This is a genomic window from Labrenzia sp. 011 (assembly GCF_003075075.1).
In the GTDB taxonomy this organism is placed as follows: Bacteria; Pseudomonadota; Alphaproteobacteria; order Rhizobiales; family Stappiaceae; genus Roseibium.
In genome coordinates this window covers 173,644-200,326 of sequence record NZ_QCYM01000003.1, presented here as the reverse complement: position 1 = coordinate 200,326, position 26,683 = coordinate 173,644, and the positions used below count along the sequence as shown (strand labels likewise).

The 26,683-nt window shown below is 60.9% G+C and carries 26 protein-coding genes; 8 read left to right on the top strand and 18 right to left on the bottom strand.

What is annotated here, in order from left to right; all coding sequences use genetic code 11:
- Positions 1-234 precede the first annotated feature (234 nt).
- Genes ntrC through dusB form a run of 3 tightly spaced genes read right to left on the bottom strand, consistent with a single transcriptional unit; the run spans position 235 to position 3,823 of the window.
- Positions 235-1,674, bottom strand: a complete 1,440-nt coding sequence (gene ntrC, locus DCO57_RS05775; protein ID WP_116697915.1) for a nitrogen regulation protein NR(I) — start codon at positions 1,672-1,674, stop codon at positions 235-237.
- Positions 1,675-1,676: 2 nt separating this feature from the next.
- The gene (locus tag DCO57_RS05770) at positions 1,677-2,828 is read right to left on the bottom strand and encodes a nitrogen regulation protein NR(II) (RefSeq protein WP_116697914.1); all 1,152 of its coding nucleotides are present in this window, start codon (positions 2,826-2,828) and stop codon (positions 1,677-1,679) included.
- Positions 2,825-3,823, bottom strand: a complete 999-nt coding sequence (dusB, locus tag DCO57_RS05765; protein ID WP_116697913.1) for a tRNA dihydrouridine synthase DusB — start codon at positions 3,821-3,823, stop codon at positions 2,825-2,827. The genes DCO57_RS05770 and dusB overlap by 4 nt, the downstream gene beginning before the upstream one ends.
- A gap of 170 nt (positions 3,824-3,993) precedes the next feature.
- Between dusB and DCO57_RS05760 the strand changes: the two genes are divergently transcribed.
- The 5 genes from DCO57_RS05760 to DCO57_RS05740 all read left to right on the top strand — a co-directional run bounded on the left by DCO57_RS05760 (position 3,994) and on the right by DCO57_RS05740 (position 7,506).
- A complete protein-coding gene (locus DCO57_RS05760; protein WP_116697912.1) occupies positions 3,994-5,259 on the top strand; it encodes a bifunctional 2-C-methyl-D-erythritol 4-phosphate cytidylyltransferase/2-C-methyl-D-erythritol 2,4-cyclodiphosphate synthase in 1,266 nt (421 codons plus the stop codon).
- On the top strand, positions 5,256-5,765 hold the full coding sequence (locus DCO57_RS05755) for a CinA family protein (protein ID WP_116697911.1): 510 nt from the start codon (positions 5,256-5,258) through the stop codon (positions 5,763-5,765). The genes DCO57_RS05760 and DCO57_RS05755 overlap by 4 nt, the downstream gene beginning before the upstream one ends.
- A 103-nt stretch (positions 5,766-5,868) precedes the next feature.
- Positions 5,869-6,336, top strand: coding sequence for a hypothetical protein (locus DCO57_RS05750; protein ID WP_133192632.1), 468 nt, complete (start codon positions 5,869-5,871; stop codon positions 6,334-6,336).
- Between the two features lie 161 nt (positions 6,337-6,497).
- On the top strand, positions 6,498-6,983 hold the full coding sequence (locus DCO57_RS05745; protein ID WP_116697909.1) for a hypothetical protein: 486 nt from the start codon (positions 6,498-6,500) through the stop codon (positions 6,981-6,983).
- A gap of 76 nt (positions 6,984-7,059) precedes the next feature.
- Positions 7,060-7,506, top strand: a complete 447-nt coding sequence (locus tag DCO57_RS05740; protein WP_116697908.1) for a hypothetical protein — start codon at positions 7,060-7,062, stop codon at positions 7,504-7,506.
- A gap of 50 nt (positions 7,507-7,556) precedes the next feature.
- Here the strand turns inward: DCO57_RS05740 and DCO57_RS05735 are convergent, their stop codons facing one another.
- The 10 genes from DCO57_RS05735 to DCO57_RS05690 all read right to left on the bottom strand — a co-directional run bounded on the left by DCO57_RS05735 (position 7,557) and on the right by DCO57_RS05690 (position 15,997).
- Positions 7,557-8,009 (bottom strand): type II toxin-antitoxin system RatA family toxin, encoded by a 453-nt coding sequence (locus tag DCO57_RS05735; RefSeq protein WP_116697907.1) that lies wholly within the window; start codon positions 8,007-8,009, stop codon positions 7,557-7,559.
- Between the two features lie 142 nt (positions 8,010-8,151).
- The gene (gene lipA / locus DCO57_RS05730; protein WP_116697906.1) at positions 8,152-9,126 is read right to left on the bottom strand and encodes a lipoyl synthase; all 975 of its coding nucleotides are present in this window, start codon (positions 9,124-9,126) and stop codon (positions 8,152-8,154) included.
- A 55-nt stretch (positions 9,127-9,181) separates the two neighbouring features.
- Positions 9,182-9,616: a thioesterase family protein gene (locus tag DCO57_RS05725; protein WP_116697905.1), complete on the bottom strand. Its 435-nt coding sequence runs from the start codon at positions 9,614-9,616 to the stop codon at positions 9,182-9,184.
- Between the two features lie 2 nt (positions 9,617-9,618).
- Positions 9,619-9,852, bottom strand: a complete 234-nt coding sequence (locus DCO57_RS05720; RefSeq protein ID WP_208977816.1) for a GlsB/YeaQ/YmgE family stress response membrane protein — start codon at positions 9,850-9,852, stop codon at positions 9,619-9,621.
- A 27-nt stretch (positions 9,853-9,879) separates the two neighbouring features.
- Positions 9,880-10,131, bottom strand: coding sequence for a GlsB/YeaQ/YmgE family stress response membrane protein (locus DCO57_RS05715; protein WP_116697903.1), 252 nt, complete (start codon positions 10,129-10,131; stop codon positions 9,880-9,882).
- An 87-nt stretch (positions 10,132-10,218) separates the two neighbouring features.
- On the bottom strand, positions 10,219-11,661 hold the full coding sequence (gene lpdA, locus DCO57_RS05710) for a dihydrolipoyl dehydrogenase (protein WP_116697902.1): 1,443 nt from the start codon (positions 11,659-11,661) through the stop codon (positions 10,219-10,221).
- A gap of 70 nt (positions 11,662-11,731) precedes the next feature.
- A complete protein-coding gene (locus DCO57_RS05705; RefSeq protein ID WP_116697901.1) occupies positions 11,732-13,069 on the bottom strand; it encodes a pyruvate dehydrogenase complex dihydrolipoamide acetyltransferase in 1,338 nt (445 codons plus the stop codon).
- 16 nt (positions 13,070-13,085) lie between these two features.
- Entirely contained in the window at positions 13,086-14,465 is a 1,380-nt protein-coding gene (locus tag DCO57_RS05700) for a pyruvate dehydrogenase complex E1 component subunit beta (protein WP_116697900.1), read from the bottom strand.
- 14 nt (positions 14,466-14,479) lie between these two features.
- Positions 14,480-15,529 carry a pyruvate dehydrogenase (acetyl-transferring) E1 component subunit alpha gene (gene pdhA, locus DCO57_RS05695; RefSeq protein WP_116697899.1) on the bottom strand — a complete coding sequence of 350 codons (1,050 nt, stop codon included), beginning with the start codon at positions 15,527-15,529 and terminating at the stop codon, positions 14,480-14,482.
- Between the two features lie 174 nt (positions 15,530-15,703).
- A complete protein-coding gene (locus tag DCO57_RS05690) occupies positions 15,704-15,997 on the bottom strand; it encodes a septum formation initiator family protein (RefSeq protein ID WP_116697898.1) in 294 nt (97 codons plus the stop codon).
- 182 nt (positions 15,998-16,179) lie between these two features.
- Between DCO57_RS05690 and DCO57_RS05685 the strand changes: the two genes are divergently transcribed.
- Positions 16,180-16,830: a protein-L-isoaspartate(D-aspartate) O-methyltransferase gene (locus DCO57_RS05685; protein ID WP_116697994.1), complete on the top strand. Its 651-nt coding sequence runs from the start codon at positions 16,180-16,182 to the stop codon at positions 16,828-16,830.
- Positions 16,831-16,892: 62 nt separating this feature from the next.
- Here the strand turns inward: DCO57_RS05685 and mfd are convergent, their stop codons facing one another.
- Positions 16,893-20,378 carry a transcription-repair coupling factor gene (gene mfd, locus DCO57_RS05680; RefSeq protein ID WP_116697897.1) on the bottom strand — a complete coding sequence of 1,162 codons (3,486 nt, stop codon included), beginning with the start codon at positions 20,376-20,378 and terminating at the stop codon, positions 16,893-16,895.
- 24 nt (positions 20,379-20,402) lie between these two features.
- Positions 20,403-20,717: a succinate dehydrogenase assembly factor 2 gene (locus DCO57_RS05675; RefSeq protein ID WP_116697896.1), complete on the bottom strand. Its 315-nt coding sequence runs from the start codon at positions 20,715-20,717 to the stop codon at positions 20,403-20,405.
- A gap of 235 nt (positions 20,718-20,952) precedes the next feature.
- Here DCO57_RS05675 and recG point away from each other — a divergent pair, with 235 nt between their 5' ends.
- On the top strand, positions 20,953-23,055 hold the full coding sequence (gene recG, locus DCO57_RS05670; RefSeq protein ID WP_116697895.1) for an ATP-dependent DNA helicase RecG: 2,103 nt from the start codon (positions 20,953-20,955) through the stop codon (positions 23,053-23,055).
- On the opposite strand, the gene DCO57_RS05665 is transcribed toward recG, so the two are convergent.
- A complete protein-coding gene (locus DCO57_RS05665; protein WP_116697894.1) occupies positions 23,056-23,793 on the bottom strand; it encodes a DUF502 domain-containing protein in 738 nt (245 codons plus the stop codon).
- Positions 23,794-23,936: 143 nt separating this feature from the next.
- On the opposite strand from DCO57_RS05665, the gene DCO57_RS05660 reads away from it, so the two are divergent.
- Positions 23,937-24,326 carry a YbaN family protein gene (locus DCO57_RS05660; RefSeq protein ID WP_244287885.1) on the top strand — a complete coding sequence of 130 codons (390 nt, stop codon included), beginning with the start codon at positions 23,937-23,939 and terminating at the stop codon, positions 24,324-24,326.
- Here the strand turns inward: DCO57_RS05660 and DCO57_RS05655 are convergent.
- A complete protein-coding gene (locus DCO57_RS05655; protein ID WP_244287884.1) occupies positions 24,310-24,747 on the bottom strand; it encodes a GNAT family acetyltransferase in 438 nt (145 codons plus the stop codon). The two genes, DCO57_RS05660 and DCO57_RS05655, sit on opposite strands and share 17 nt — an antisense overlap.
- A 3-nt stretch (positions 24,748-24,750) precedes the next feature.
- Positions 24,751-26,577: a glutamine--fructose-6-phosphate transaminase (isomerizing) gene (gene glmS, locus DCO57_RS05650; RefSeq protein ID WP_116697892.1), complete on the bottom strand. Its 1,827-nt coding sequence runs from the start codon at positions 26,575-26,577 to the stop codon at positions 24,751-24,753.
- Positions 26,578-26,683: the final 106 nt, after the last annotated feature.

Genomic DNA, 26,683 nt, shown 5'->3' with positions numbered 1-26,683 from the left:
CCGAACGCATGCCGTCGGAAAAACGCGGCACAGGTTTCATAGATTGTTTGCGGCAAACTTATCACACAATGTTGCCGAATTGCGACAGGGGAACCGGAAGCACGAAAAATTGCGGTGGACGACTCGCCGCAAGCGGGGTCTGCAGGACGCGCAGCGATTTTATCCCTGCGCTTTTCCGGCAGATCATGGTCCCGGCCCGCCAAGGCTGGGGCAACGGCGGCAGGCCCGGTCTTCCTATCGCGTCGAACGCATCACCTGAATGTCCAGGTCCCGGATCTTCTTGCGCAGGGTGTTGCGGTTCACACCGAGCAGTTCGGCAGCCTTGATCTGGTTGCCGCGCGTTGCCGCAAGAGCAGCGCTGATCAGGGGATATTCCACCTCGCGCAGAATGCGATGATAGAGACCCGGAGGCGGCAAGGCATCGCCAAAGGTATCAAAATACCCGGCAAGGTACCGTTCGACCGAACCGCCCAGATTCACGGTTTCCGCCGTCTCCTCCTCCATGGAGGAAACCGACGGCTGGCTCAATTCATGCTCCAGGAGGTTTTCGCTGATCACATCCTGCGGATAGAGCGCAGCGAGACGCCGAACGAGGTTTTCTAGCTCGCGCACGTTCCCCGGCCAGCGATACCGGCGCAGGAGATTGAGAGCGCTCTGGTCGACCTGTTTCGCAGGCAGGCCTTCCTTCTCCACAATGGCAAAAAAGTGCCGCACGAGGTCGGGAATGTCCTCCACCCGCTCACGCAGAGGCGGAAGGCGGATCGGAACCACGTTCAGACGGAAATACAGGTCCTCACGGAACAGGCCCTGATTGATGAGATGGCGCAGATCCTTGTTCGTCGCAGCAACAATCCGCACGTCGGTCTTGATCGGCGTGCGGCCGCCAACGGTCGTATATTCCCCCTGCTGGAGAACCCGCAGAAGCCGGGTCTGGGCTTCCATCGGCATGTCGCCGATTTCATCCAGGAACAGCGTTCCGCCATCAGCCTGCTCGAAGCGGCCGGAACTGCGGTTCTGAGCCCCGGTAAAGGCGCCTTTCTCATGGCCGAACAATTCCGCCTCGATAAGATCCCTCGGGATCGCGGCCATGTTGATGGCAACGAACGGCCCGTTGCGACGCTTCCCGTAGTCGTGCAGCGCGCGCGCGACCAGTTCCTTGCCGGTTCCCGACTCGCCATTGATCATCACCGTGAGATCGGTCTGCATCAGTCGGGCCAGGACGCGGTAGATCTCCTGCATGGCCGGGGAACGCCCCACCAGGGGCATACCCTCGCCGGCATCGTCCAGCTCGACGGCCGGTCGCCTTTTCGGCTCTTCAAGCGCCCTTTGAACAATGCTCGTCAACTCTTTCAGATCAAAGGGCTTTGGCAAATATTCATAGGCCCCCTTTTCCGAAGCCTTGATGGCTGTCATGAAGGTGTTCTGGGCGCTCATGACCAGGACCGGAAGGTCCGGACGCATCTTTTTCATGCGCGGCAGCACGTCGAAGATATTCTCGTCCGGCATGACGACGTCGGTGATGACAAGATCGCCGTCGCCCGAGGAGACCCACCGCCACAGTGTCGATGCGTTGGAGGTCAGCCGGACGGTATAGCCAGCCCGGGAAAGCGCCTGATTGAGAACGGTACGGATCGCCGCATCGTCGTCTGCAACTAGGATCGTGCCTGTTGGCATGGTCAATCAGTTCCTTTGTTCGGCTTGTCGGATACGGGGTTGCCCTCGCCCGAATAGGCAGGCAACAGAATCCGGAATACGGTCTTCTGACGCTGACTGTCGCACTCGATCACGCCGCCATGGTCGCCGATGATCTTTGCAACGAGCGCCAGCCCCAGGCCGGATCCGTTGGTCTTGGTGGTAATGAATGGCTCGAACAGATGCGGTAGCAGGTCTTCCGGCACGCCGGGACCATTGTCCTGAACACAGAATTCGAGCGGCAGGCCGACCTTTTCCGCGGTCCCTGGAACGGACAGCCGAACGCCGGGCCTGAAGGCGGTCGAGATGCGGATCTCTCCATCCGGATCGTCACCGATCGCCTCGCTGGCGTTCTTGATAAGGTTCAGGAACACCTGAATGAGCTGGTCCTTGTTGGCATAAACCGCCGGTAACGACGGGTCGTAGATTTCGACGATCCTTTTGCCGCGGGCAAACCCGCTGTCCGACAGGCGTTTCACATGGTCCAGCACCACATGAATATTCACCGGTTCGCGCTCGATCGGCCGCTCGTCGGAGAAGACCTCCATACGGTCGACCAGTTTCACGATCCGGTCGGTCTCGTCCATGATGAGGCGGGTGAGCGCCCGGTCCTCGCTGGGAACAGACTGTTCGATCAGCTGCGCCGCACCGCGGATCCCCGACAGCGGGTTCTTGATCTCGTGGGCCAGCATTGCCGCCAGCCCCGTCACGGTGCGCGCCGCCCCCCGGGACGTCAGCTGGCGGTCGATCTTTTCCGCCATGGTGCGTTCCTGGAACATCAGGACGACAGCCCCCGGACGGTCTGCGACCGGAGCCGCGTTTATGTCGACCACCCTGGGTGCTCCGATACGCGGCGTGCCGATGTCGACCTTGTATTCGTTCACGGCGGCACCGCGCTCGCGCACCTGCTCGATCAGGGTCAGAAGCGGACTGCCGAAGGGCACGAAATCGCTGATGGGATGGCGCCGCAACACGGCGACGCTCGACCGCATGAAAATTTCCGCGGCCATATTGGCAGATTCGATGACACCGTCAGGCGCAACGAGAAGCACGGGATGCGGCAAGGCATCCAGTATTGTCGGCCCGTCACTGGCAAGCGCGGCCGTCCGGCCTGTCGCAGACAAAATATCCGTCACGCAGCTGTCCGTTTGCTGGAGGAAGAAAACCAGTCCGCAGCCAGACGCAGGACCTGCGTTGGCTCACGGGATGTCATGAGAGTCTTGCGGAGCGCTTCCGGACAGCTTTCCCCGCCGCCGGCCGCATCCAGGTACCAGCCCAGATGCTTGCGCGCGATGCGCAATCCCTGTGCCTGACCGTAGTGCCCCAGGATGGCCTCGTAATGTTCTGTGACGAGGTCGGCCAGAGCGGTGCCTGCCGGTTCGGCCAGCTGCTCCCCGGTTTCCAGAAAGCGGCTGACATGACCGGGCAGCCACGGACGACCATAGGCGCCCCGGCCGATCATCACCCCGTCGGCCCGCGATTGGGCAAGCATCCGCCCGGCATCCTCGACGCTCCTGCAGTCTCCATTGGCGATCAACGGCACAGATACCGCGTTGCGGACCGCGGCAATGGCCTGCCAATCGGCGGTTCCCTTGTAAAACTGGCAGCGGGTACGGCCGTGAACGGTGATCAGTTGCACTCCCGCGGCCTCGGCGCGCCGGGCAAGCTCCGGTGCATTGATGGTCTGCTCGTCCCAGCCGAGCCGCATTTTCAGCGTCACGGGAATGTCGACGGCGTCGACTGTCGCTTCTATCAGCGACAGGGCATGATCAAGGTCGCGCATCAGGGCGGAGCCGGAATATCCGGAGGTCACCTTCTTGGCCGGACAGCCCATGTTGATGTCGATGACATCTGCCCCGAGATCGGCGATCACCCTGGCCGCCTCGCCCATCCAGCGGGCCTCTCTGCCTGCAAGTTGCACCACGTGCAGACCCTGCCCCTGGGCCTCGGCACGCATCTGGGTTTCCGCGTCCCCTTTCAGGAAGGACTCGCTCGCGACCATTTCACTGACGACCATGCCGGCGCCATATCGTGCAGCCAGCCTGCGAAACGGCAGGTCGGTAACACCGGACATCGGCGCAAGCACGGCCCTGCCGACGAGTGTATGACGGCCGATTGAAAGTGGTTTCATCGTTGGCGACACAAGGCTCTCTTCTTTTGCTCACTGCCTGTGCATTTTGTTAATTGCCTATATTGTAGACAATTTGCGCAGCGCAACAAGTCAAAATTTGCAGTCGGGACAAGTTCTTCGTTAAAGACGGTCCGATGGTTTCGGAATGGCCCCCTGCAAGGAGACCTCTAATGGCCAAAACGGTGGCAGCCCTCGTTGTTGCTGCTGGGCGTGGGTCGCGCCTGGCGGATGCCCATACCTCTGTCCCCAAACAATACCGGCTGCTTGCCGGCCGGCCGGTGCTGACCCATACACTGAACGTCCTTGGGAATCATCCCCGGATTTCACATATGGTGACTGTCATCCACCCGGACGATATCGGGCTGTATGACGATGCCGTAGCGGCATCGTCAGAACCCTGGCAGCCGAAACTCCTGCCCGCCGTTTTCGGCAGCAAGACCCGTCAGGGATCCGTGCGCGAGGGACTGAGAGCACTTTCGGCGGTGCCTTGCGACTATGTCCTTATCCACGACGCGGCGCGCCCCTTCCTGACCCACGAAGTTATCGACGGTCTGCTTGCCGAACTCGACACCGGAGCGGAGGGCGCGCTTGCCGCCACGCAGATCGTCGACACGCTCAAGAAACAGACGGCCCCCGGCCGGCCACTGGAAACGGTGGACCGGGAGCGCCTGTGGGCCGCTCAGACCCCGCAGGCGTTTCCGCTAGCGCGCATTTCCCGGGCCCACGAGAATGCGGCCCAATCCGGCCGCAGGGATTTTCCCGACGACACCAGCCTTGCCGAATGGGACGGCATGACGGTCGTTCTCAGCGCCGGAGACCCGGCCAACTTCAAGATCACGACCGCAGCCGACCTCCGGCGTGCGGAAAAACAGGCGAGCGCACTGACAATGCCCCAGGCCGTTTCCTCCCCCCCTCCGCTTTCGGACCTGCCAGATATCCGCATGGGCACAGGCTACGATGTCCATGCCTTCGAGGATGGCAATTCTGTCATTCTCGGCGGTGTCGCTATTCCGCATTCGCAAAAGCTCAAGGGACATTCCGATGCCGACGTCGTTCTGCACGCCATCACGGACGCGACCCTGGGCGCCATCGGTGACGGCGACATCGGTCAGCATTTCCCCCCGAGCGATTCCCTGTGGAAGGGAGCATCCTCCGACAGGTTCCAGCATGACGCCATGCGCCGTCTGACGGAGCGTGGTGGACGGATAGCCCATATCGATGTCACCGTCGTTTGCGAGGAGCCGAAGATCGGTCCGCACAGGGACAGGATCCGCGCGTCGATTGCCGACATCTGCCGTCTGCCGGTCTCCCGGGTGTCCGTCAAGGCCACGACCTCCGAGAAACTGGGCTTCACAGGCCGCAGGGAGGGAATCGCGGCCCTCGCCTGCGTCACCGTAAGACTGCCGTTCGAAGACGACGAAGGAGCCCGGACATGACCGACAGGACACCACGCGGTCTGGACGACCTCACCGCGCTTGCAACGACGGTTCTCGATGCGCTGAAAGACGGCGGCAAAATGGTGGCCACGGCGGAATCCTGTACCGGTGGCCTGATCTGCGGAACGCTCACGGAAATCGCCGGCTCTTCAGCCGTCGTTGACCGGGGCTTTGTCACTTATTCGAACGAGGCCAAGACCGACATGCTGGGCGTGCCGGCCGATCTCATCCGCACGGTCGGTGCCGTCAGCAAGGAAGTTGCCATCGCCATGGCCGAAGGCGCCCTCGCCCGGTCCAATGCGGATGTCGCCGTTTCGGTCACGGGAATTGCCGGCCCCGGTGGCGGCAGCCAGGACAAGCCGGTCGGCACGGTTCACATCGCGGTCGCCAGCAAGGGCCGGCCGACGGATCATGTTCACTGCTGGTTCGCAGACAAGGGCCGGAGGTCCATCCGGCTGGAGACGGTACAGACTGCCTTAACATCTATTTTAAATGCGATTTCATGAGTAAAATCTCATTAATGTTGGGCTGACTTCCTTCTGGATTTACCGCGTTGTCTCCGTATAGTCGCGTCACATTGACACTCAAGTGGCCCGGAATCTGCAGTCCATGAAGAAAATATCTGCGATACTAGTTGCCGTTGCATGTTTCGGCAGCGCAGCATACGCGGGAACAATTGCACAACCGGGCGACTTCTATCTGATATCCCGGGACCGGTACGGTTTCTTTGTCGGCAGCCACAAACTGTTTCTCGACCCGCACAGGGGTTTGAAAAAGGTATCCTACTGCGACCGGGACTATTTCGTGCGCAGCCACTCCGTTGCCTGGACGGAAGTGGAAAGCCGCCGCGGCCATGTCGTTCGCATCGAGTATAATTTCGGTCGCGGCTGGAGGCCTATCTGCGAAGGACCGGAAAATCAGGTCACCCTGGCCGATATCGGGATCAGCATGAGCGCCGACGCCGTGCTGGAAACCGAAGAGGAAAGCTCCTCCCGCAAGAGCCGCCTGTCCACCATCGGGTCCATGTTCCAGGCAGACGGACTGGAAGACAGCGGCAGCAGCTTTCATACGCGGTAGGACGAGACCGGCCGTCCGCTCCGGCCCGTTTCAGGAAACGGCGCATAAAGTTTTAATAAAAGCCGCTCCCCGCTCGAAACAGCTTTTGCAACATCTCCCTGTAAGGGTTTCCGCTTGGAAAGACCAACACGCGAAATGATTTCGCGATACAGGACAAGGTTATGTCAAACCAGTGTGCGATGTTTGTCGCAGGAGCTGTTCTCCTGGGCGTGACGAATGCATTTGCAGGAAGCGCTCCACCCTCCGTTGGGGATACCTACCTTATTTCCCGCGACCAGTATCACGGGTTCCGCGGCTCCCACCGCATCTACGACAGACAGTCGGAGGGCCTGGTGGAAGTGAAATATTGCGGGCGGTCCTACTGGGTCCGCTTCGCGACGGTTGCCTGGACCCAGCTCGAAGTCGAACGGCAAAACGCCGTGCGCGTCGAATTCAGCCGGGGCAAGGGCTGGCGGCCGATTTGCGAACATCCGGAACAGCAGGTCACCTTGCCGGATCTCGGTATCCAGGAAGATCCGAGGATCGTCGTCCAGAATGACGGTGTCCCCGTCCATCGCGTGAACCGTTTCGCGGCCATTCGCAATTCCTTCAAGACTTCTGTTGAGAAGGCTGCCAGATCCTATCACGACATCAAAATAAACGAGTAAGGCTCAAGCAAGCCTGACATCATACACTTGGGAAACAGCTGGGGTGACGTAAACACGCTGGATAAGGAATGACAAAATGAAACGCTGTCTGGCGTTCCTGGCTTTCCCGATCGCCACAAGCGGCTGTCTGGCCGGGGCGGCGCTTGGCCAAAGTGATTTCTACATCCGGTCCCATTACTCCAACGGCAGTTTCACAGGATCCCACGAAATCCTCAGAGAACCCAAGGAGGGCTATTACGAAGCCCGCTATTGCGATCTGACCTTCTGGGTATCGTCGAACACGGTCGCATGGACCGAGGAGAAGGCCGCCGCCGGCCAACGTCTCGTGGTGGAGGAAGATTCCGCTGCCGCCTCCAGGAATGGCCGGAAAATCGTCTGTGACGACTATGATTCCTTTGCCACACTGGACGATCTCGGCCTCAAGCCGGCCGAAGTGGAAAAAATACGCGGCACCGACGGGACCACCGAATTGAAATCCAGCCGCATCCGCATAATCCGCGACGCTTTCAAGCAATTCAAATAGGTTGACGGGACTGCTCCTCCAGGGCGCTCGCCCCGGTGCACATCGGCGTTTCAGGTCCCGTAGACCTCATCCGCGCGCGCCTCGAAGGCATTGGAGAATTTCCTGAACGCCCTGTCGAACATGACGCCCATCACGGAGCCGAGCGTCCGGCTGCGGAATTCGTAGGAGATGAAGAACCCGACATTGCTGGCGCCCTCCCCCAGATCCTCGAAAGTCCATTTGTTCTCAAGATGCTTGAACGGGCCGTCGAGATATTCCACCAGGATCGTGTGGTCCTCCGGCCGCAGTTCGACGCGGCTGGTGAAGGTTTCCTTGAAAAGCTTGTAGGCCACGGTCATGTCGGCAATCAGGACGGTCGCCCCGTTTTCAAGTTCCTTGCGGCCGCGAACATGCAGGTCCTGGCACAACGGCACGAACTGCGGATACTGCTCCACATCGGCGACAAGGCGGAACATGTCCGCTGCGGCGTGGTTGACCTTGTGAGTGGATGAAAAACTGGGCATTCAGTTCGTCTGACCGTGTTGCAATCCGTTGCGCCGTCCCGATCCGCATCCTCATTCATGAAGGCGCGAAGGCGGGCCTCTCCAGGGCTTGAACGCGAACCATCCGCCTCAAGCCATATCATCGTGTTCAGGACACAGTGACCTAACGACCGAGCCTGGACATGCGGGCCGCGCGCAGATCCGCGAAATCCTCGCCCGCGTGATGCGAAGACCTGGTCAACGGGCTCGCCGAGACCTTCAGGAAGCCCTTGGCATAGGCTATGCGCTCATATCCCTTGAACTCTTCCGGCGTCACGAAGGAAATGACCGGATGATGTTTCTTCGACGGCTGAAGATACTGGCCGATCGTCAGGAAATCCACATCCGCTGCGCGCAGATCGTCCATCAGCTGGAGCACTTCGTTGCGCTCCTCTCCGAGGCCGACCATGATGCCGGACTTGGTGAACATTTCCGGATCGAGTTCCTTCACTTTCTGAAGGATGCGGATCGAATGGAAATAACGGGCACCGGGCCGGACCTTCAGATATTTCGACGGAACTGTTTCCAGATTGTGATTGAACACATCGGGCTTGGCCTCCACCACGATCTCCAGAGCGCCATCCTTGCGCAGGAAATCCGGGGTCAGCACTTCGACGGTGGTCGAGGGGGAGGTCTTGCGGATGGCGCTGATCACATCGGCGAAATGCCGTGCGCCCCCATCGTCCAGATCATCCCGGTCCACGGAGGTGACAACAACATGCTCCAGTCCCATGGCCGCGACCGCATCTGCCACACCTTGCGCTTCCTTGGGATCGACAGGCCCGGGCATGCCCGTGCGCACATTGCAGAAGGCGCAGGCACGGGTGCAGGTATCACCCAGGATCATGAAACTGGCGTGCTTCTTTGACCAGCATTCGCCGATATTCGGGCAGCCGGCCTCCTCGCAGACGGTGACCAGATTGTTGTCGCGCACAACGGACTGGGTTTCGCGATAGACAGGCGACGTCGGCGCCTTGACGCGAATCCACTTCGGCTTGCGCTGCACCGGGTTGTCGGGGCGATGGGCCTTTTCCGGATGGCGCGGCCTTGCTTCGGAACTTTCCCGCGGGCGATTGAGCGTATCGACGATCGTAACCATGCAACTTACCTGTCGTTATTCCCCTGAAAGGTCAAGCCTTAAACCCAGTTGCCAGCTATGTTTCAGCTGCAGAACTGATCAGTGTCTGAAGCCGCTGCCGCGCCGTTTCGCTCAAGGGCCGGGACTTGCGGGTGGTCTCATTCATCTGAACGATCACCGTCTCGGCCCGGGCAACGGCAACACCATTCTGGAACACGCACTGCAAGAGCCGGAACGAGCTCCGCCCGACCTCACGCACGGCCGTGCCGATTTCGACATCTCCGGGCCAGGTGACCTCGGCCAGGAAATCCAGTTCCATACGGGCAATGACGAAGGCGGCGCCCTCTTCCGCAAGCCCTTCGCGATAAAGCAGTTCGACGCGGCCGGTTTCCAGAAAGGTGGCGAAGACCGCGTTGTTCACATGCCCCTGCCTGTCGGTATCCCGATAGCGGAGCTTGTCGCTTGTCCTGAGCGGAAAGGCTTCCAGCGCGGACTTGCTCTCCCCGGCCATCGTCACCTGAACATCTTCTTCCAGAGAAACAGGAACAGGATGGCGCCCAGAACGGCGATGACCAGCCGGTCAAGGATCCCGCCCGTGACATTCAGATCGAGGAGCGAGGCGAGTTCACCGCCGATCAGCGCTCCGACCAGCCCGACAACCAGACTGCCGAGAAAGCCGCCCCGGCTGTTGAGCACCCGGTGAGCGACAGCGCCTGCGATGAGGCCGATGATAACAGTTATGATCAATCCCAACGCAGTTTTCCTTTCGGTGGATCAGCGGGCCAGTAACCGCGCGATCAGCACGACGACGATCGCTCCGATGGCAGCCACGACGACTTCGGTCACATAGGGATTTCCGAGATTCATGTCTATCCCGGCGATCCTGAACAGGAAACCGCCGACGAAGGCACCGATCAGACCGGTGATCAGGTAACGCACCAGCCCGCCGCCGCCAACGACGACACTTGCAAGCCATCCGGCAACCACGCCGATAACGATCCAGATAAGAATTGCTGTTGCGTCCATGACCGCATCCTCCCAGTTGCACAACTTGGCCCGCTTGACGTTACCGAAAATCCAGGCCGGGAGCGGAAGCGCGACCTGCAGACATGGCTACATGTTCAGGACGCGGCCATAGGCGTCGAGAACGGATTCCTTCATCATTTCCGAAAGGGTCGGATGCGGGAAGACCGTATGCATCAGGTCCTCTTCCGTCGTCTCCAGGTTCATGGCGACCACATAGCCCTGAATGAGTTCGGTCACTTCGGCACCGACCATATGCGCGCCAAGAAGCTGTCCGGTCTTCGCATCGAAGATCGTCTTGATCAGGCCTTCCGGCTCGCCCAGGGCGATCGCCTTGCCGTTGCCCATGAAGGGGAAGCGCCCGACCTTGATGTCATATCCGGCTTCCTTGGCCTTCGGCTCGGTCAGCCCGACGGAGGCGACCTGCGGATTGCAGTAGGTGCAACCGGGAATCATGGACTTGTCCATGGCGTGGACATCCTTGCCGGCGATCTTCTCGACACAGACAACGCCCTCGTGCTCGGCCTTGTGGGCCAGCATGGGCGGTCCGGCCACATCGCCGATCGCGTAGACGCCCGGGACATTGGTGCGGCCGAAGCCGTCGATCACCACACAGCCCCGGTCGGTCTTGATGCCCAGGTCTTCCAGGCCGAGATTCTCGATATTCCCGACAACCCCGACAGCGGAAATCATCTTCTCGGACGTCAGATCCTGCTTCTTGCCGTCCTTGGTCTCGACTGTTGCGGTCACGCCGCCCGCGCCCTTCTTGACGGCGGACACCTTGGCCTCGAGCAGGAACTTGATGCCCTGCTTTTCCATCATCTTTTTGGCCATGCCGGAAATTTCAGGATCCTCGACCGGCATGATGTTTGACATCATCTCGATCACGGTGACATCCGCGCCCATGGTCTTGTAGAAGGACGCGAACTCGATGCCGATGGCACCCGAGCCCATGACGATCAGCGACTTCGGCATCGCCGGCGGCACCATGGCCTCGAAATAGGTCCAGATGTCCTTGCCGTCCGGCTCGATGCCGGGAATGACGCGCGGGCGCGCGCCGGTCGCCACGATGATGTGCTTGGCCTTGTAGACGCCTTCCCCCTTGGTGCCTTTCGGTGCCGGGTGCTGGGGTTCCATGGCCTTTTTGGAGGTCTTGGAAACGGTGACTTCACCAGCCTTCGAGATCCGGCCTTCTCCCCACAGGATATCGACCTTGTTCTTCTTCATCAGGAAGCCGATGCCACCGTTGAGCTGTCCGGAAACACCACGCGAGCGCTTGACCACGGCTGCCGGATCGAAGGAGATCTTTTCGGCGGACAGTCCGTAATCCTTGGCATGCTGCATATAGTGGTAGATTTCGGCGGAGCGCAGCAGCGCCTTGGTGGGAATGCAGCCCCAGTTGAGGCAGATGCCGCCCATGTGCTCGCGTTCGACAATGGCGGTCTTGAAGCCCAGCTGTGCGGAACGGATCGCGGTCACGTAACCGCCCGGTCCGGAGCCGATGATGATCACATCGTAGTTGGTATCAGCCATGGTGTGTTCCCCGGCGAAAATAAGTCATCGTTGACAACGGCGCGGCAGGGTGCCGCGCCGGAGAGCCTGTTCAGACAAGCAGGCTCATCGGATTTTCGATGTAACCCTTGAACGCGCCCAGAACGGCCGCCCCGAGCGCACCGTCCACGCAGCGGTGATCGGTGGACAGGGTTACGCTCATGACGGTGGCAACCGACAGTTCGCCGTCCTTCACCACGGCACGCTGTTCCCCAGCACCGACAGCCAGAATGGTGGCATGCGGCGGGTTCACGACGGCTGCGAAATTCTTCACGCCCATCATGCCCATGTTGGAAACGGCGGTGGTGCCCCCCTGATATTCCTCCGGCTTCAGCTTGCGTTCCTTCGCTCGCTTGCCGAGATCCTTCATCTGGTTGGAGATGAGGGAGAGCGGCTTTTCTTCCGCCCGGCGGATGATCGGGGTAATGAGGCCGCCCGGGATCGACACGGCCACACCGACATCGGCATGCTTGTGCATCACCATGTTGTCATCGGTCCAGGACACGTTGGCATCCGGCACATCGCGCAGCGACAGCGCCAGGGCCTTGATGATCATGTCATTGACCGAGAGCTTGTAGGCCGGTTTGCCGTCCTTGTCCTTGGACGCCGCATCGTTGAGTTGCGACCGCAGCGCCAGAAGCGCGTCCAGTTCGCAATCCACGGTCACGTAGAAATGCGGGATGGTCTGCTTGGATTCGGTCAGACGCTTGGCGATGGTCTTGCGCATGCCGTCATGCGGCACGAGCTCGTAAGAGTCTTCATCGAAAAGCTTCAGCACCTGATCGGCAGACTGTCCCACTGCCGGTGCGGCTGCTGCCGCCTTCGGAGCTTCGGCGGCCGCCGGCGCCGACTTGCCGGTTCCGGCTGCAAGAGCCGCCTCGATGTCGCGCTTGACGATCCGTCCGTGAGGACCCGAACCGCTTAGCGACTTCAGATCAAGACCGTTCAACTGCGCCAGACGGCGTGCCAGGGGTGAAGACAGGATCCGGGACCCGTCGCCGGCTTTCGGCGCCGGAACAGGATCGGTCACCGCCTTGGCGCCGACCTCGATGGCCGGTGCGCTCTCGGGAACCGCCGGGACCTTTTCAGCACTTGCAGCAGGCGCGGATGCACCGCTACCGGATGTATCGATGGCCCCGGCATCCTCACCGTCTTCCAGAAGAACGGCGATCAGCGCATTGACCTTTACCCCTTCGGAGCCTTCCGGCACGACGATCTTGCCGACCGTGCCTTCATCCACCGCTTCCACTTCCATCGTGGCCTTGTCGGTTTCGATCTCGGCGATCACATCGCCGGCGGAAACCTTGTCGCCTTCCTTGACCAGCCACTTGGCCAGATTGCCCTCTTCCATGGTCGGAGATAGCGCAGGCATGGTGATATTAATTGGCATATCCGTCTCCCTCGCCTCAGGCTGTGTAGGTTACGGCTTTGACCGCATCGATGACTTCGGGAACGCTCGGCAGGGCAAGCTTTTCCAGGTTGGCGGCGTAGGGCATCGGGACGTCCTTGCCCGTCACCCGGGTAACCGGCGCATCGAGATAATCGAAGGCCTTTTCCTGTACCTGATAAGCGATCTCCGAGGACACCGAACACATCGGGAATGCCTCTTCGACGGTGACGATCCGCCCCGTCTTGCGGACTGAGGCCAGAACCGTGTCGATGTCCAGCGGACGGATCGTGCGCAGGTTGATGACTTCCGCCGATATGCCCATGCCGGCCAGCTCATCGGCCGCCTTCATGGCGTATGTCATGCCGATTCCCCAGGAAACCAGGGTCACATCGGTTCCGCCGCGCTCGACCTTCGCCTTGCCGATCGGCAGGACGAAATCTTCCATGTCCGGAATCTCGAAGGACTGGCCGTAGAGGATTTCGTTTTCCAGGAAGATGACCGGATTGGGGTCGCGAATGGCGGCTTTCAGAAGCCCCTTGGCATCTGCTGCGGAATATGGCTGCACGACCTTCAGACCCGGAACGTGGGCATACCAGGCCGCATAGTCCTGGGAGTGCTGTGCCCCCACGCGGGCGGCTGCGCCGTTCGGACCGCGAAAGACGATCGGTGCCCCCATCTGGCCACCGGACATATACAGCGTCTTGGCGGCCGAATTGATGATCTGGTCCATCGCCTGCATGGCGAAGTTGAAGGTCATGAATTCGACGATCGGCCGAAGCCCCGCCATGGCCGCGCCCACCCCGAGACCGGCAAAGCCGTGTTCGGTGATCGGCGTATCGATCACGCGTTTGGCGCTGAATTCGTCCAGCAGGCCCTGGGTGATCTTGTAGGCGCCCTGATATTCGGCGACTTCCTCGCCCATGACGAAGACGTTCGGGTCGCGGCGCATTTCTTCCGCCATTGCGTCCCGAAGAGCCTCGCGCACAGTCGAAGGCTTCATTGCGGTACCCGCGGGAATTTCCGGATCGTCCGGGGTTTCCTGTGCCGGTGCCTGAGGCGACGGCGCAGCCGGAGCGCTGGGTGCCTCCGTCTTTGCAGGTGCGGCCGCGGCGGCCGGAGCGGCAGACGCAGTGTCAATTGCACTGGCATCCTCGCCCTCGCCCAGCAGGATCGCGATCTTCTCGTTCACCTTGACGTTGTCGGTTCCTTCCGGCACCAGGATCTTGCCGAGCGTGCCTTCATCGACAGCCTCGACTTCCATGGTCGCCTTGTCGGTCTCGATCTCGGCGAGAACATCGCCAGCAGTCACGGTATCGCCTTCTGACTTGAGCCACTTGGCGAGTTTACCTTCTTCCATTGTCGGCGAGAGCGCCGGCATCAAAATGTCGATCGGCATGATATTCCCCGGCGTTAAATCAAGATATCGGTGTAAAGCTCGGATGCATCCGGCTCGGGATCGGTCTGCGCAAATTCCGCCGCTTCCGCGACCCGCGCTCGGACATCCTTGTCGATGCCCTTCAGATCCTCTTCGGTCGCCCATTTCTTGTCGATGAGGCGCTTGCGCACCTGCTCGATGGGGTCATGCTCGGTCCGCATCTTCTGAACTTCGTCCTTGGAGCGGTATTTCGCCGGGTCGGACATGGAATGGCCGCGATAGCGGTAGGTGATCATTTCGAGAATATACGGCCCCTTGCCCGAACGGCACCATTCAAGCGCCTTGGCGGCAGCGGCGTTGACGGCGCGCACGTCCATTCCGTCGACCTGTTCGCCCGGTATGCCGAAGGAGTCGCCGCGCTGCGAGAGATCCGTCGTAGCCGAAGCGCGGGCGACACTGGTGCCCATGCCGTATTTGTTGTTCTCGATCACATAGACGACCGGCAGCTTCCACAGCTCGGCCATGTTGAAGCTTTCGTACACCTGGCCCTGGTTGGAGGCACCATCGCCGAAGAACGCCATCGCGACATTGCCGTTTTCACGATACTTGTTGGCAAACCCGAGACCTGTTCCCAGGGACACCTGCGCCCCGACGATGCCGTGACCGCCGAAGAAGTGTTTCTCCTTCGAGAACATGTGCATCGAGCCGCCCTTGCCCTTCGACAGGCCGCCCCGGCGTCCGGTCAATTCGGCCATGACGCCTTTCGGATCGAGATCCATTGCCAGCATGTGACCATGGTCGCGATAGCCGGTGATCATCTGGTCACCGTCCTGCTTGGCCATCTGCAATCCGACGACAACGGCTTCCTGCCCGATGTACAAATGACAAAATCCGCCGATGAGGCCCATGCCGTACAATTGTCCGGCCTTCTCCTCAAATCGGCGGATCAGAAGCATTTCGCGGTAAGCGTGAAGTTCCTGTTCCTTATCGAACTCGGCGATCGCAGGCTCGGCCTTCTTGGCGGAGCTGCGGGTCCGGCTGGTGCTCTTTGAGCTAGCGGAGGTGGTCTTTGATGTTGCGGCCATTACCCTCATCTCGACGTGGCGTTTCCCCTAAGACTTCTAGCAGCAACTTATCCTGTTGCCGCTGTCAATCCAATCCGTATATCTCCCAGTCGATTATCGGGGTAAATTATTGTATTCGCTACGTGTATTAATTTTTAACCAGATCCCGGTTAAGGAAAGACAATAAACTGGTTTTCAGTTTACATCGTAACGATGACCCGGACGCAGGACGACCAGCTCATTGCTGTGGACCAGGTTGAGATTGAGACGTGCCCGTTCGTCCAGCATATCCGGATCGAGACTTTCCGGTCGCAGCAGGCTGACGCGGGCCTGAAGCTCCTGCCGCTCGGCGGACAGCGCCGCAAGTTCGGTTTCAAGTTCCGTCACCTGCCGCTCGATCATGGCGCGACCGACGAGACCCAGCTCGCCATTCATGGCATGAAAGCCGAAATATCCAAGCGCTGCGATGGCGATTGCAGGCGTGATCAATCGGCGGAATACGGATTTTTTTCGCTGACGCGTTGCTGCTCGGGGCACTCTTGGACCTTAACGCTTAACTCATGGCCTCTTTGTCCGTTCACTATGCGGGCTTAGGTTTAATAGAGTCTTGCGAAAGCCGTTCAAATGCACGCAAATATTGTGACCACGTCCGGAGCACCGCCGTGAATCAGATGAAATACCAGCGCAAGGAAATGGTCCTGCGGCAGCTTGAAGGCCGCGGCATACGCGACCAGCGCGTCCTGTCCGCCATGCGCAAGGTTCCCCGCCACATTTTCGTTCCCGCCGCGCAGCAGGCCGCGTCCTACAATGACGGCCCCTTGCCGATCGGCTGCGGTCAGACCATCTCCCAGCCCTATATGGTGGCGCTCATGTGCGAGTTGCTCGATCTGTCCGGCAACAGCAAGGTACTGGAAATCGGCACAGGCTGCGGTTATGCGGCGGCCGTCCTGGCGGAACTTTCAGACGAGGTCATCACGATAGAACGCATGCCGGAACTGGTCGACATCGCCCGCGAAAACCTCCTGAAGGCCGGCTATCCGACCGTTCGCGTGATCTGCGCCGACGGCAGCCTGGGCTATCCCCGGGAAGCTCCTTTCGACGCAATCGCCGTTGCGGCCGGAGCACCATCGGTTCCCGAGGTGCTCAAACAGCAGCTCAAGACCGGCGGCCGGCTCGTCCTCCCGGTCGGCTCGAACAGCCGCTATCAGGAGTTGCTGAAAATAACGCGCCTGTCCGAATCGGAGTTCGAGACGGTCTCTCATGGCGAGGTTGCCTTCGTTCCCCTCGTCGGCGCCGGAGGCTGGCCGGACGATAGCCACTAGACGCGGCACATCGGCTCTGAACCGGACGCGCGCGCCAGCCGGGCGTTGCCATCCCGCAGCGGTCAGGCCGCTGCCAGCCGCGCCAGCTTGGTCAGGACGGTTGCCGTGCCCTTCAGACGGTCATCCGTCTTCTCCCAGTCACGGGTGAGCACCACTTTCTGGTCCGGCCGGATCTTGGCCAGAACGCCCTGCTCGGCGATATAGCCCACCAGTCCGGCCGGATTGGCGAATTCGCTGTTGCGGAAAGTAATGACAATGCCCTTCGGCCCGGCGTCCACCTTCTCCACATTCGCCTTGCGGCAAAGCCCCTTGATATAGACGATCTTGAGAAGATGCTGCACCTCGACCGGCAATGGGCCGAAACGGTCGATCAGTTCCGCACCGAAGGCATCGATTTCTTCCGCCTCCGTCACGTCGCCGAGGCGCCGGTAAAGCTGCAGCCGCAGTTGCAGATCCGCAACATAGGCTTCCGGAATCAGAACAGGTGTGCCGATATTGATCTGCGGCGACCACTGTTCCTCCCCGAGATCGGCGCCGCCGTCCTTCAGCTGGGCGACAGCTTCTTCCAGCATCTGCTGGTAAAGCTCGAACCCGACTTCCTTGACGTGGCCAGACTGTTCCTCCCCGAGCAGGTTCCCTGCCCCGCGGATATCCAGGTCGTGGCTGGCAAGCTGAAACCCCGCCCCCAGGGTCTCGAGGGATTGCAGCACCTTCAGCCTGCGTTCCGCCGTTGCCGTCAGCGTCTTGTTGGCCGGGACGGTAAACAGTGCATAGGCCCTGGTTTTCGACCGTCCCACCCGGCCGCGCAGCTGGTAGAGCTGCGACAGGCCGAACATGTCCGCCCGGTGGACGATCAGGGTGTTGGCGGTGGGAATATCCAGACCGGACTCCACGATCGTCGTCGAGAGCAGCACGTTGTATTTGCCTTCGTAGAAGGCGTTCATCACGTCTTCCAGTTCGCTTGGCGGCATCTGGCCATGCGCAACGGCAACCTTGAGTTCCGGCACGTTTTCCTCAAGGAAGGCCCGCCGTTCCGCCAGATCCGACAGGCGCGGACAGACATAGAAACTCTGACCGCCCCGGTAATGCTCGCGAAGCAAGGCCTCGCGCACCACCAGCGGGTCGAAGGGCGAGACGAAGGTGCGCACGGCCAGCCGGTCCACCGGCGGGGTCGCGATCAGGGACAGTTCGCGCACCCCTGTGAGCGCCAGTTGCAGCGTCCTGGGTATCGGCGTTGCCGACAGGGTCAGCACATGGACGTCCGACTTCAGTTCCTTCAGCCGTTCCTTGTGCTTCACACCGAAATGCTGTTCCTCGTCGATGATCAGCAGGCTGAGGTCGCGGAACTGGATCGATTTGCCGAGCAGCGCATGGGTCCCGATAACGATATCGACCGAACCGTCCGCAATGCCCTTCTTGGTCTGACTGAGCTGTTTTCCCGGCACCAGGCGCGAGGCATGGGCGACATTGATGGGCAGGCCGTGAAAGCGTTCGGAAAACGTCTTGAAATGCTGCCGCGCCAGAAGTGTCGTCGGCACAACCACGGCCACCTGCCGGCCGGACATGGCCGTGACGAAGGATGCACGAAGCGCGACTTCGGTCTTCCCGAAACCTACATCGCCGCAAACCAGCCGGTCCATCGGCCGGCCGGAGGCCAGGTCATCGAAGACAGCATCGATGGCGCCCAGCTGATCTTCCGTTTCCTCGTAGGGGAAACGGGTCGAGAATTCGTCGTAGACCCCTTCCGGCGTTTCCACCACAGGTGCGGTTTTCAGCGCGCGGGCGGCAGCCGTCTTGATCAGGCCATCGGCAATTTCAAGGATGCGCTTCTTGAGTTTCGCTTTGCGCGCCTGCCAGGCACCGCCACCCAGCTTGTCGAGCTGGGCCTCCTGGTCCTCCGACCCGTAGCGGGACAGAAGCTCGATATTCTCGACGGGCAGATAGAGCTTGTCACCGCCTGCATATTGCAGTTCCAGGCAGTCATGCGGCGCGCCGACCGCCTCGATGGTCTTCAGGCCGATGAAACGGCCGATACCATGCTCGAGATGGACAACCAGATCCCCTTCCGCAAGACCTGTCGCCTCGGTAATGACATTGGCGCCCTTGGCCTTGCGGCGCGACTTGCGCACCAGCCGGTCGCCCAGAATGTCCTGTTCGCCGATAAAGACGATATCCTTGAGCTCGAACCCGTGCTCGATGCCCAGGATACACAGGCCCGATGTATTCGCGGGAAGGCCCTTCGCCTGCGCGAGCGTATCTACGAGCCGCACCGATCCGAGACCGTGATCCTCAAGGATCTGTCCCAGACGGTCCCGGGAGCCCTCCGACCAGCAGGCAATGACGGTTTTCTTGCCGGCTTTCTGCAAGTCGCGCACATGGACGGCCAGGGCATCAAAGATGTTGATGTCGCCCGCCGCGCGCTCGGCGGCAAAACTGCGCCCCTGACGCCCGCCCAGTTCGACAACCGCCTTGCCGCTGCCCGGAGGTGGCGTGAAGGGATCCAGGGCGGCGCTGGCCCGGTCGGCAACCGCCGCGGTCCATTCCCGCTCGGTGAAGTAAAGACTGTCGGGGGCAACCGGCATGTAGGGAACGGTGCCGGCAGCGCCTCCCATCTCGCGAGCCTCCTGCCGGGCCTTGTAGTACTCGTCGATCTGATCGACCCGTTCACGCACCGCGTCCGAGGCGCTGGTGTCGAGCACGACGGGAGCGTCGCCGATATAATCGAACAGCGTTTCCAGCCGGTCGTGGAACAGCGGCAGCCAGTGTTCCATGCCCGCATAGCGGCGCCCGTCACTGATCGATTGATAGAGAACATCTTCCCGGCTTGCGGCTCCGAAGTTGGCCAGATAGGAGCGGCGGAAGCGGGATATTGCCTCTTCGGATAGGACCACTTCACTCATCGGCACCAGATCCAGCCGCTTGAGCTGCCGGGAGGTTCTCTGGGTTTCGGCATTGAAGGAGCGAATCGATTCCAGCGTGTCGCCGAAGAAATCGAGACGAACCGGTTCCTCGGCCCCCGGGGCGAACAGATCGACGATCCCGCCGCGCACGGCATATTCCCCGGTCTCGCGCACCGTTGGCGTGCGTGAAAATCCGTTCATTTCCAGCCAGGCGGAAATGGCGGTCATGTCGATCTGGTTGCCGGGCGCCATGGACAGGGTCTGCTCGGCCATGAAGGACCGCTCGGGCATGCGCTGCAACGCCGCGTTCAACGTGGTCAGCAGAATGGTCTTCCTGCCGTCTCCTACGCCGCGGGCAAGCTGCCCAAGGGCCAGGAGCCGCCGGGCACTGATGGCCGGATTGGGAGACACCCTGTCATAGGGAAGACAGTCCCAGGCCGGCAGTTGCAGGATTTCGGCATCGGGGTCGAAGAATGCCAGCGCCTCGCCGGCCATCGCCATGCGGGTGGCGTCACGGGCGACGAACACCAGCGCCAGCCCCTTCGACCCGCTTTCGGCCATAAGTCGCGCCAACGCATAGCTTTCGGCCCCATCGGGCACGCCGGCCAGCGTGACGTTGGCCTGATCTTTGAGCAGGCTGTCAAACACGGCAATTCGTCCTTGTTGGTGTTATCAGACGTTTCCGGCGGGGCCGGCAATCTTGTGATAGGCGATGATTCGGCGGTAAAGCGGCCCGTCCCACTCCTGCGGCAGAGGCTTGCGGCCGGTCATCCAGGCGTAAAGGTCCTGATCGTTGGCGGTCAGAAGATGCTCCAGTTCACGGAGTTCCTCTTCCGTCAGCCGGTCGATCTCCGCCTCCGCGAATCCGCCCAGCAGAAGATCCATTTCCTTCATGCCCCGGTGCCAGCACCGGAACAGGATCTTCTTGAGCCTCGGCTCTCTCTCCGTGGGAGACGTGTCATTGCTGCTGCCGGACATTTCGGACATGAAAAGCCTATCTGGAACTGGCGGGTGGCACTCGGGAAACTGTCTTCGTTTCGACAGGAGCGCGGACCCGGGACTGATCGTGCCGGATATATAACGTCAGTGTTCCGGCTTGTCAGCGTCCGAGTTCACAGAATGTTCCGATTGTTGCGCCCCATGGCGCCTTCATGGCAGAACAGGGCTCCAGGCCACGTTCGCCGATCCCGCCCGCCGCCATCCAGAGGCTTTGACACCGAATATGCGCCCCCCGGTCCTTGATCCCCTGTTTGCCCCTGTCTCGACGCTTCCCGGGATCGGTCCGAAAATCGCGAAACTCGTGTCCGCTCTGGTCGGCAGTCAGCCGGAACGGGACGCGACGGTCGCCGATCTGCTGTTTCACCTGCCCCATAGCCTGATCGACCGTCGCCATACGCCCGGAATCGCCTATTCGGAAAACGGCGACATCGTCACCCTGGATGTGACCATCGGCAGGCACATGGCCCCGCCGCGCAATTCCAGGGCGCCCTACCGGATTTCCGCCCACGACGACACCGGACAGATCACCTTCGTCTTTTTCCATCCGCGCCTGGACTGGCTGCAGAAAACCTTTCCCGAAGGAGAAAGGCGGATCGTTTCCGGCAAGGTCGAATGGTTCAACGAGCGTCCGCAGATGGTCCATCCGGATTATTCGCTCAAGCCTGAAGAAGCCGAGCAGATGCCGACCATCGAGCCGGTCTATCCGCTGACGGCCGGCCTAGCCGCCAAAACGCTGCAAAAGGCCGTCAAGGCCGCGCTCGACAAGCTGCCCCATCTGCCCGAGTGGATGAACGAGGCTTATCTGCACAAGACGGCCTGGCCGGATTTCGCGGAGGCTCTGCGGACGGTGCACATGCCGAAGGAACGCAGCGACATCGAGCCTGCGTCCCCCTATGTACAGCGTCTTGCCTATGACGAACTTCTGGCCAGCCAGCTTGCCCTGGCGATGGTACGCGCCCACATGCGCACGCTTGGCGGTATTGCCCGTGCGCCGAGCGGCGCCATGCAGCAGGCTGTGATCGATGCCCTGCCGTTTCAGCTCACGGGCAGCCAGAGCGTTGCGATCAGGGAGATCAACGAGGACCTTGCCAGACCCGTGCGCATGCTGCGGCTGCTTCAGGGGGATGTCGGCTCCGGCAAGACCGTCGTCGCCCTGGCCGCTCTTGCCCAGGTCATAGAGACCGGTGCCCAGGGCGCGCTGATGGCACCGACGGAAATTCTCGCCCGCCAGCATTACGCCTCCATGGCCCCGCTCTGCGAAAAAGCCGGCATCCGTCTAGCCCTGATGACCGGCAAGGACAGCCAGAAGGACCGGCGCCTGCGGCAGGAGCAGCTCGACGCCGGCGAGATCGACCTGGTGGTCGGCACTCACGCCCTGTTCCAGGGCACCGTGACCTTTCGCAACCTCGGCCTGGTCGTCGTCGACGAACAGCACCGGTTCGGCGTGCACCAGCGCCTCGCGCTTTCCGCCAAGGGCCAGGGCGTCGATGTCCTCGTCATGACTGCCACTCCGATCCCGCGCACCCTGGTGCTGACCTGCTTTGGCGACATGGATGTCTCCAAGCTCACCGACAAGCCCGCGGGCCGCAAACCCGTCACGACCGTTTCCGTCTCGCTCGACCGGCTTGACGAGATCATCACGCGGATCGGCGCGGCGGTGGCCGAGGGACAGAAGGTCTATTGGGTGTGTCCGCTCGTCGAGGAGTCGGAGAAGATCGACCTGGCCGCCGTCGAGGAACGTCACCGGGTTCTGGAGCATGTCCTGGGGCAGAGGGTGTCCCTGGTTCACGGCCGGATGAATGCCGAGGAAAAGGAGGCCGCCATGTCGGACTTCAAGTCCGGCGCCACCAGAATTCTTGTTGCAACCACGGTGATCGAAGTCGGGGTCGATGTCCCGGATGCCACCATCATCGTCATCGAACACGCAGAGCGTTTCGGCCTTGCCCAGCTGCACCAGCTGAGGGGCCGTGTCGGTCGCGGCGACAAGCCCTCCTCCTGCGTGCTGCTCTACAAGGGCCCGCTCGGCGAAACCGCGGGCGCGCGTCTCAACATCATGCGCCAGACCAACGATGGCTTCCTGATCGCCGAAGAGGACCTGAAACTGCGCGGCGGCGGGGAAATTCTCGGCACCCGGCAATCCGGCATGCCGGGTTTCAGGATCGCAAGGGCGGAAGAGCATGCCGACCTGATGGAAGTCGCCCGCGATGACGCCCGGCTGATCCTGGAGACCGATCCGGATCTCAACTCACCACGCGGCGAAGCGCTTCGCTGTCTGCTCTATCTGTTCGGACGGGATGCCGCCATTCGCCTGCTGCGCGCCGGTTGATCAGGCGTCCTCGGACGTCCTGACCTTCTTCATCTGCGCGGGATCGGCAATCGCATCTTCCAGGATATCCGGATATTTGGGACTGACGAGACCGGCCGAAATCACCAGTTTCGCCGCATCTTCGACGCTCATGTTGAGTTCGACGACATCTTCCCTGGGAACGAACAGCAGAAACCCGGACGTGGGGTTGGGGGTGGTCGGCAGGAAAACCGACACCGTATCCGCATCATCCTTGAGACGTCGGGCGACCTCGCCCTTGGTGTCGGTGGAAATGAACACGATCGCCCAGAGCCCCCGACGGGGATACTCGATCAGCGCAGCCTTGGTGAAACTGCTGCCCCGCTCATCAAGCACCGTCTCAAAAATCTGCTTCAAGCCACTGTAAATGTTGCGAACAAGCGGCATACGACCGACAATGCTCTCGCCCACGGAAATAAGGCTGCGGCCCAGGAAATTGGCTGCAAGAAACCCGACGATGGTCAGAACGAAGAATGCAACGATAAGTCCGAACCCCGGTATGGGAAACGGCAGATAGGTATCGGGATTGTAGATCTTCGGCACGAAGGGCTTAACCCAGCCGTCGACCCACTTGATGATCGTCCATGTCAGCCACAGGGTGATCCCGATGGGTCCGGTGATCACCAGACCGGTCAGAAAATAGTTGCGCAGACGCGTGGCCGCCCCCGGGCGATGACCTTTAATCTGCGGATCGTCTGATTTATGTTTGTTTCGGCTCATGGGTGAAACACGCTCGAAGTCCTTTTGACGTTTGTCTTTTCACCAGACCGCACTTAGATAAGCATCTTAATCTCGGTACGGTATCCTTCGCGTGAATTATTTTTCAGCGATTTACCCGAAATGTGCCGGAATCGGAGGCAGACTTGCGGCGAACCACATTCAAATTTCTCGGAACCGGTTTAACGGGACTGGGAATAGCCGGTGCGTTTTTGCCGATCCTGCCGAGTACCATCTTTTTCATCCTGGCGGCAGCCTGTTTTGCCCGCTCCTCGCCGGAACTCGAAAAAAGACTGTTGGGCCATCCCGTCTTCGGGCCGCCGGTTCTCGCCTGGAGAGACCACGGAGCAATCCCCGCAAAGGCCAAGATACTCGCCCTCTGCGGCATGATTTTCGGATATGCCATGTTCTATTTGACCGTCCGGCCTGGTCTTTGGCTGGCCCTGCTTGTCGCGGTCTTCATGACCGGCTCCGCCATCTATGTCCTAAGCCGCCCCTCCGGCCCGGACGACAACGGGCCTAACTGTCCGGAATGAGACGCTTTCCCAGAGGCACGGCCGCGTCCTCGGCGTAACCGAGCTTTTCGTAAAAACGCATCACGCCTTCGTTTCCCCGGCGGACGAACAGGTTCACCTTTGGACACCCGAGCCCCAGGAGAAAGTCCTCGCAATGGGCCATGAGCATTTGCCCGAGGCCTTCGCTCTGATGCGCCGGATCGACACTCAGATAATAGACCGATCCGCGATGACCATCATAGCTGACCATCACGGACCCGATGACTTTTCCGTTCAGCAACAGCACCGGAAAGGCGCCGTTGCGGTCCGTGAGCTTGCGGTCGATATCCTTGTCTGGATCATTCCATGGCCGGGTCAGGCCGCATTTCTCCCACAGGGCAATGACTTCGCTCCGAAACCGCTCCTCGAACGGAACGATCAGGGCCCCCGGCATATTCCCCATCGCCTATTCCACCGTCACCGACTTCGCCAGATTGCGTGGCTGATCGACGTCGGTCCCCATGAAGACGGCCGTGTGATAGGCGATCAGCTGAACGGGAAGCGCATAGATGATTGGCGCGACGATATCGGACATGTCGGGCATGATCACGACGTTCTCGGCCGAGTTACCGCTTTCCGAGGCTCCGCGCGCATCGGTGATAAGAACGATCCGGCCGCCGCGGGCCGCGACCTCCTGCATGTTGGAAACGGTTTTCTCGTAGATGGCGTCATGAGGCGCGATGACGAAGACCGGCATGTTCTCGTCGATCAGGGCGATGGGACCGTGTTTCAGTTCCCCGGCCGCATAGCCTTCCGCATGAATGTAGGACAGCTCTTTCAGCTTCAGGGCGCCTTCCAGCGCAAGCGGATAACTGGTCGCCCGCCCGAGATAAAGCGCGTCCTTGGCTTTGGACAAGGAAAGCGCCAGTTTTTCGATCTCGCTCTCTGCGGCAAGTGCCTTCAGGGCCAGACTTGGCGCTTCGGTCAGCTCCGCCACCAGCTTCCGTTCCCGCTCCGCGGACAGGACACCCCTTTCACGGCCCGCCTGCAGTGCAAGCGCAGCCAGAACCGCAAGCTGGCAGGTGAAGGCCTTGGTTGAGGCGACGCCGATTTCCGGTCCCGCGATCGTGGGGAAAACCATGTCGGATTCACGCGCGATCGTACTTTCCGGCACATTGACAATTGCGCCTATCGCCGCCCCGTTTTCCTTGCAGTAACGCAGCGAGGCAAGCGTGTCGGCGGTTTCGCCGGACTGGGAAATGACCAGCGCCGCGTCCTTGTCGCTCACCGGCGTTTCGCGGTAGCGGAACTCGCTGGCGATATCGATTTCGACCGGCAGGCGGGCATATTTTTCGAACCAGTATTTGGACACCAGGCCCGCAAGATAGGCCGTTCCGCAGGCCGTGATGATCAGGCGCGACAGGTCCTTGAATTTCAGGCTCTCCGCGCCGGCAACGCTGGCTTCCTGCGTGCCGTAATCGAAATAGCGCGACAGAGTATGCCCGAGAACTTCCGGCTGCTCATGGATTTCCTTGGCCATGAAGTGCTTGTAATTGCCCTTGTCCATCAGGCTGGAGGTCACGGCTGATTTTGCCTCCGGCCGCTCGACCGGCTGGTTGTCCCGATCGAATATCCGGACGCCGGACCGGGTCAGCACAGCCCAGTCCCCTTCCTCCAGATAGGTGATCCTGTCCGTGAAGGGCGACAGGGCGATGGCGTCCGATCCGAGGAACATTTCACCGTCGCCATGACCGATGGCCAGGGGGGACCCTTTGCGAGCGCCGATCAGAAGGTCGTCCTGCCCGGCAAACAGCATAGCCAGCGCAAAGGCTCCCTTCAGGCGCGGCAGTACCGCCGCAACCGCATCCGGAGCAGACAGACCTTTCGACAGCGCGAGATTGAGCAGATGGGCGACAACTTCCGTATCCGTGTCCGTTTCCAGCACCGCGCCGGCAGCCGCGATCTCCTCGCGCAGCTCGAGAAAGTTTTCGATGATGCCATTGTGCACGACCGCGACGGAACCGGCCTGATGGGGATGGGCATTGGAAACGGTTGGAGCGCCATGGGTTGCCCATCGCGTATGGCCGATGCCGGACGTTCCCTTCAAGGGCGTCTTTTCGAGCGCCGTCTCCAGGTTCCGCAACTTGCCTTCGGCACGGCGCCGGACGAGCGCCCCGTCGACAAGTGTCGCCACGCCGGCGGAATCATATCCCCGGTATTCCAGCCGTTTGAGCGAGTCCACGATCCGCGGAGCAGCATCGACCTTCCCCAGAACACCAACGATTCCACACATGCAGAAAACCTTTTCAAGAATAGCCTACAGACAGCAATGGCTTAGACGAAATCGCGGCCGGTGCTGAAATCAAACCCTGTTTCAGAACGTGACATATGGCGGAGCT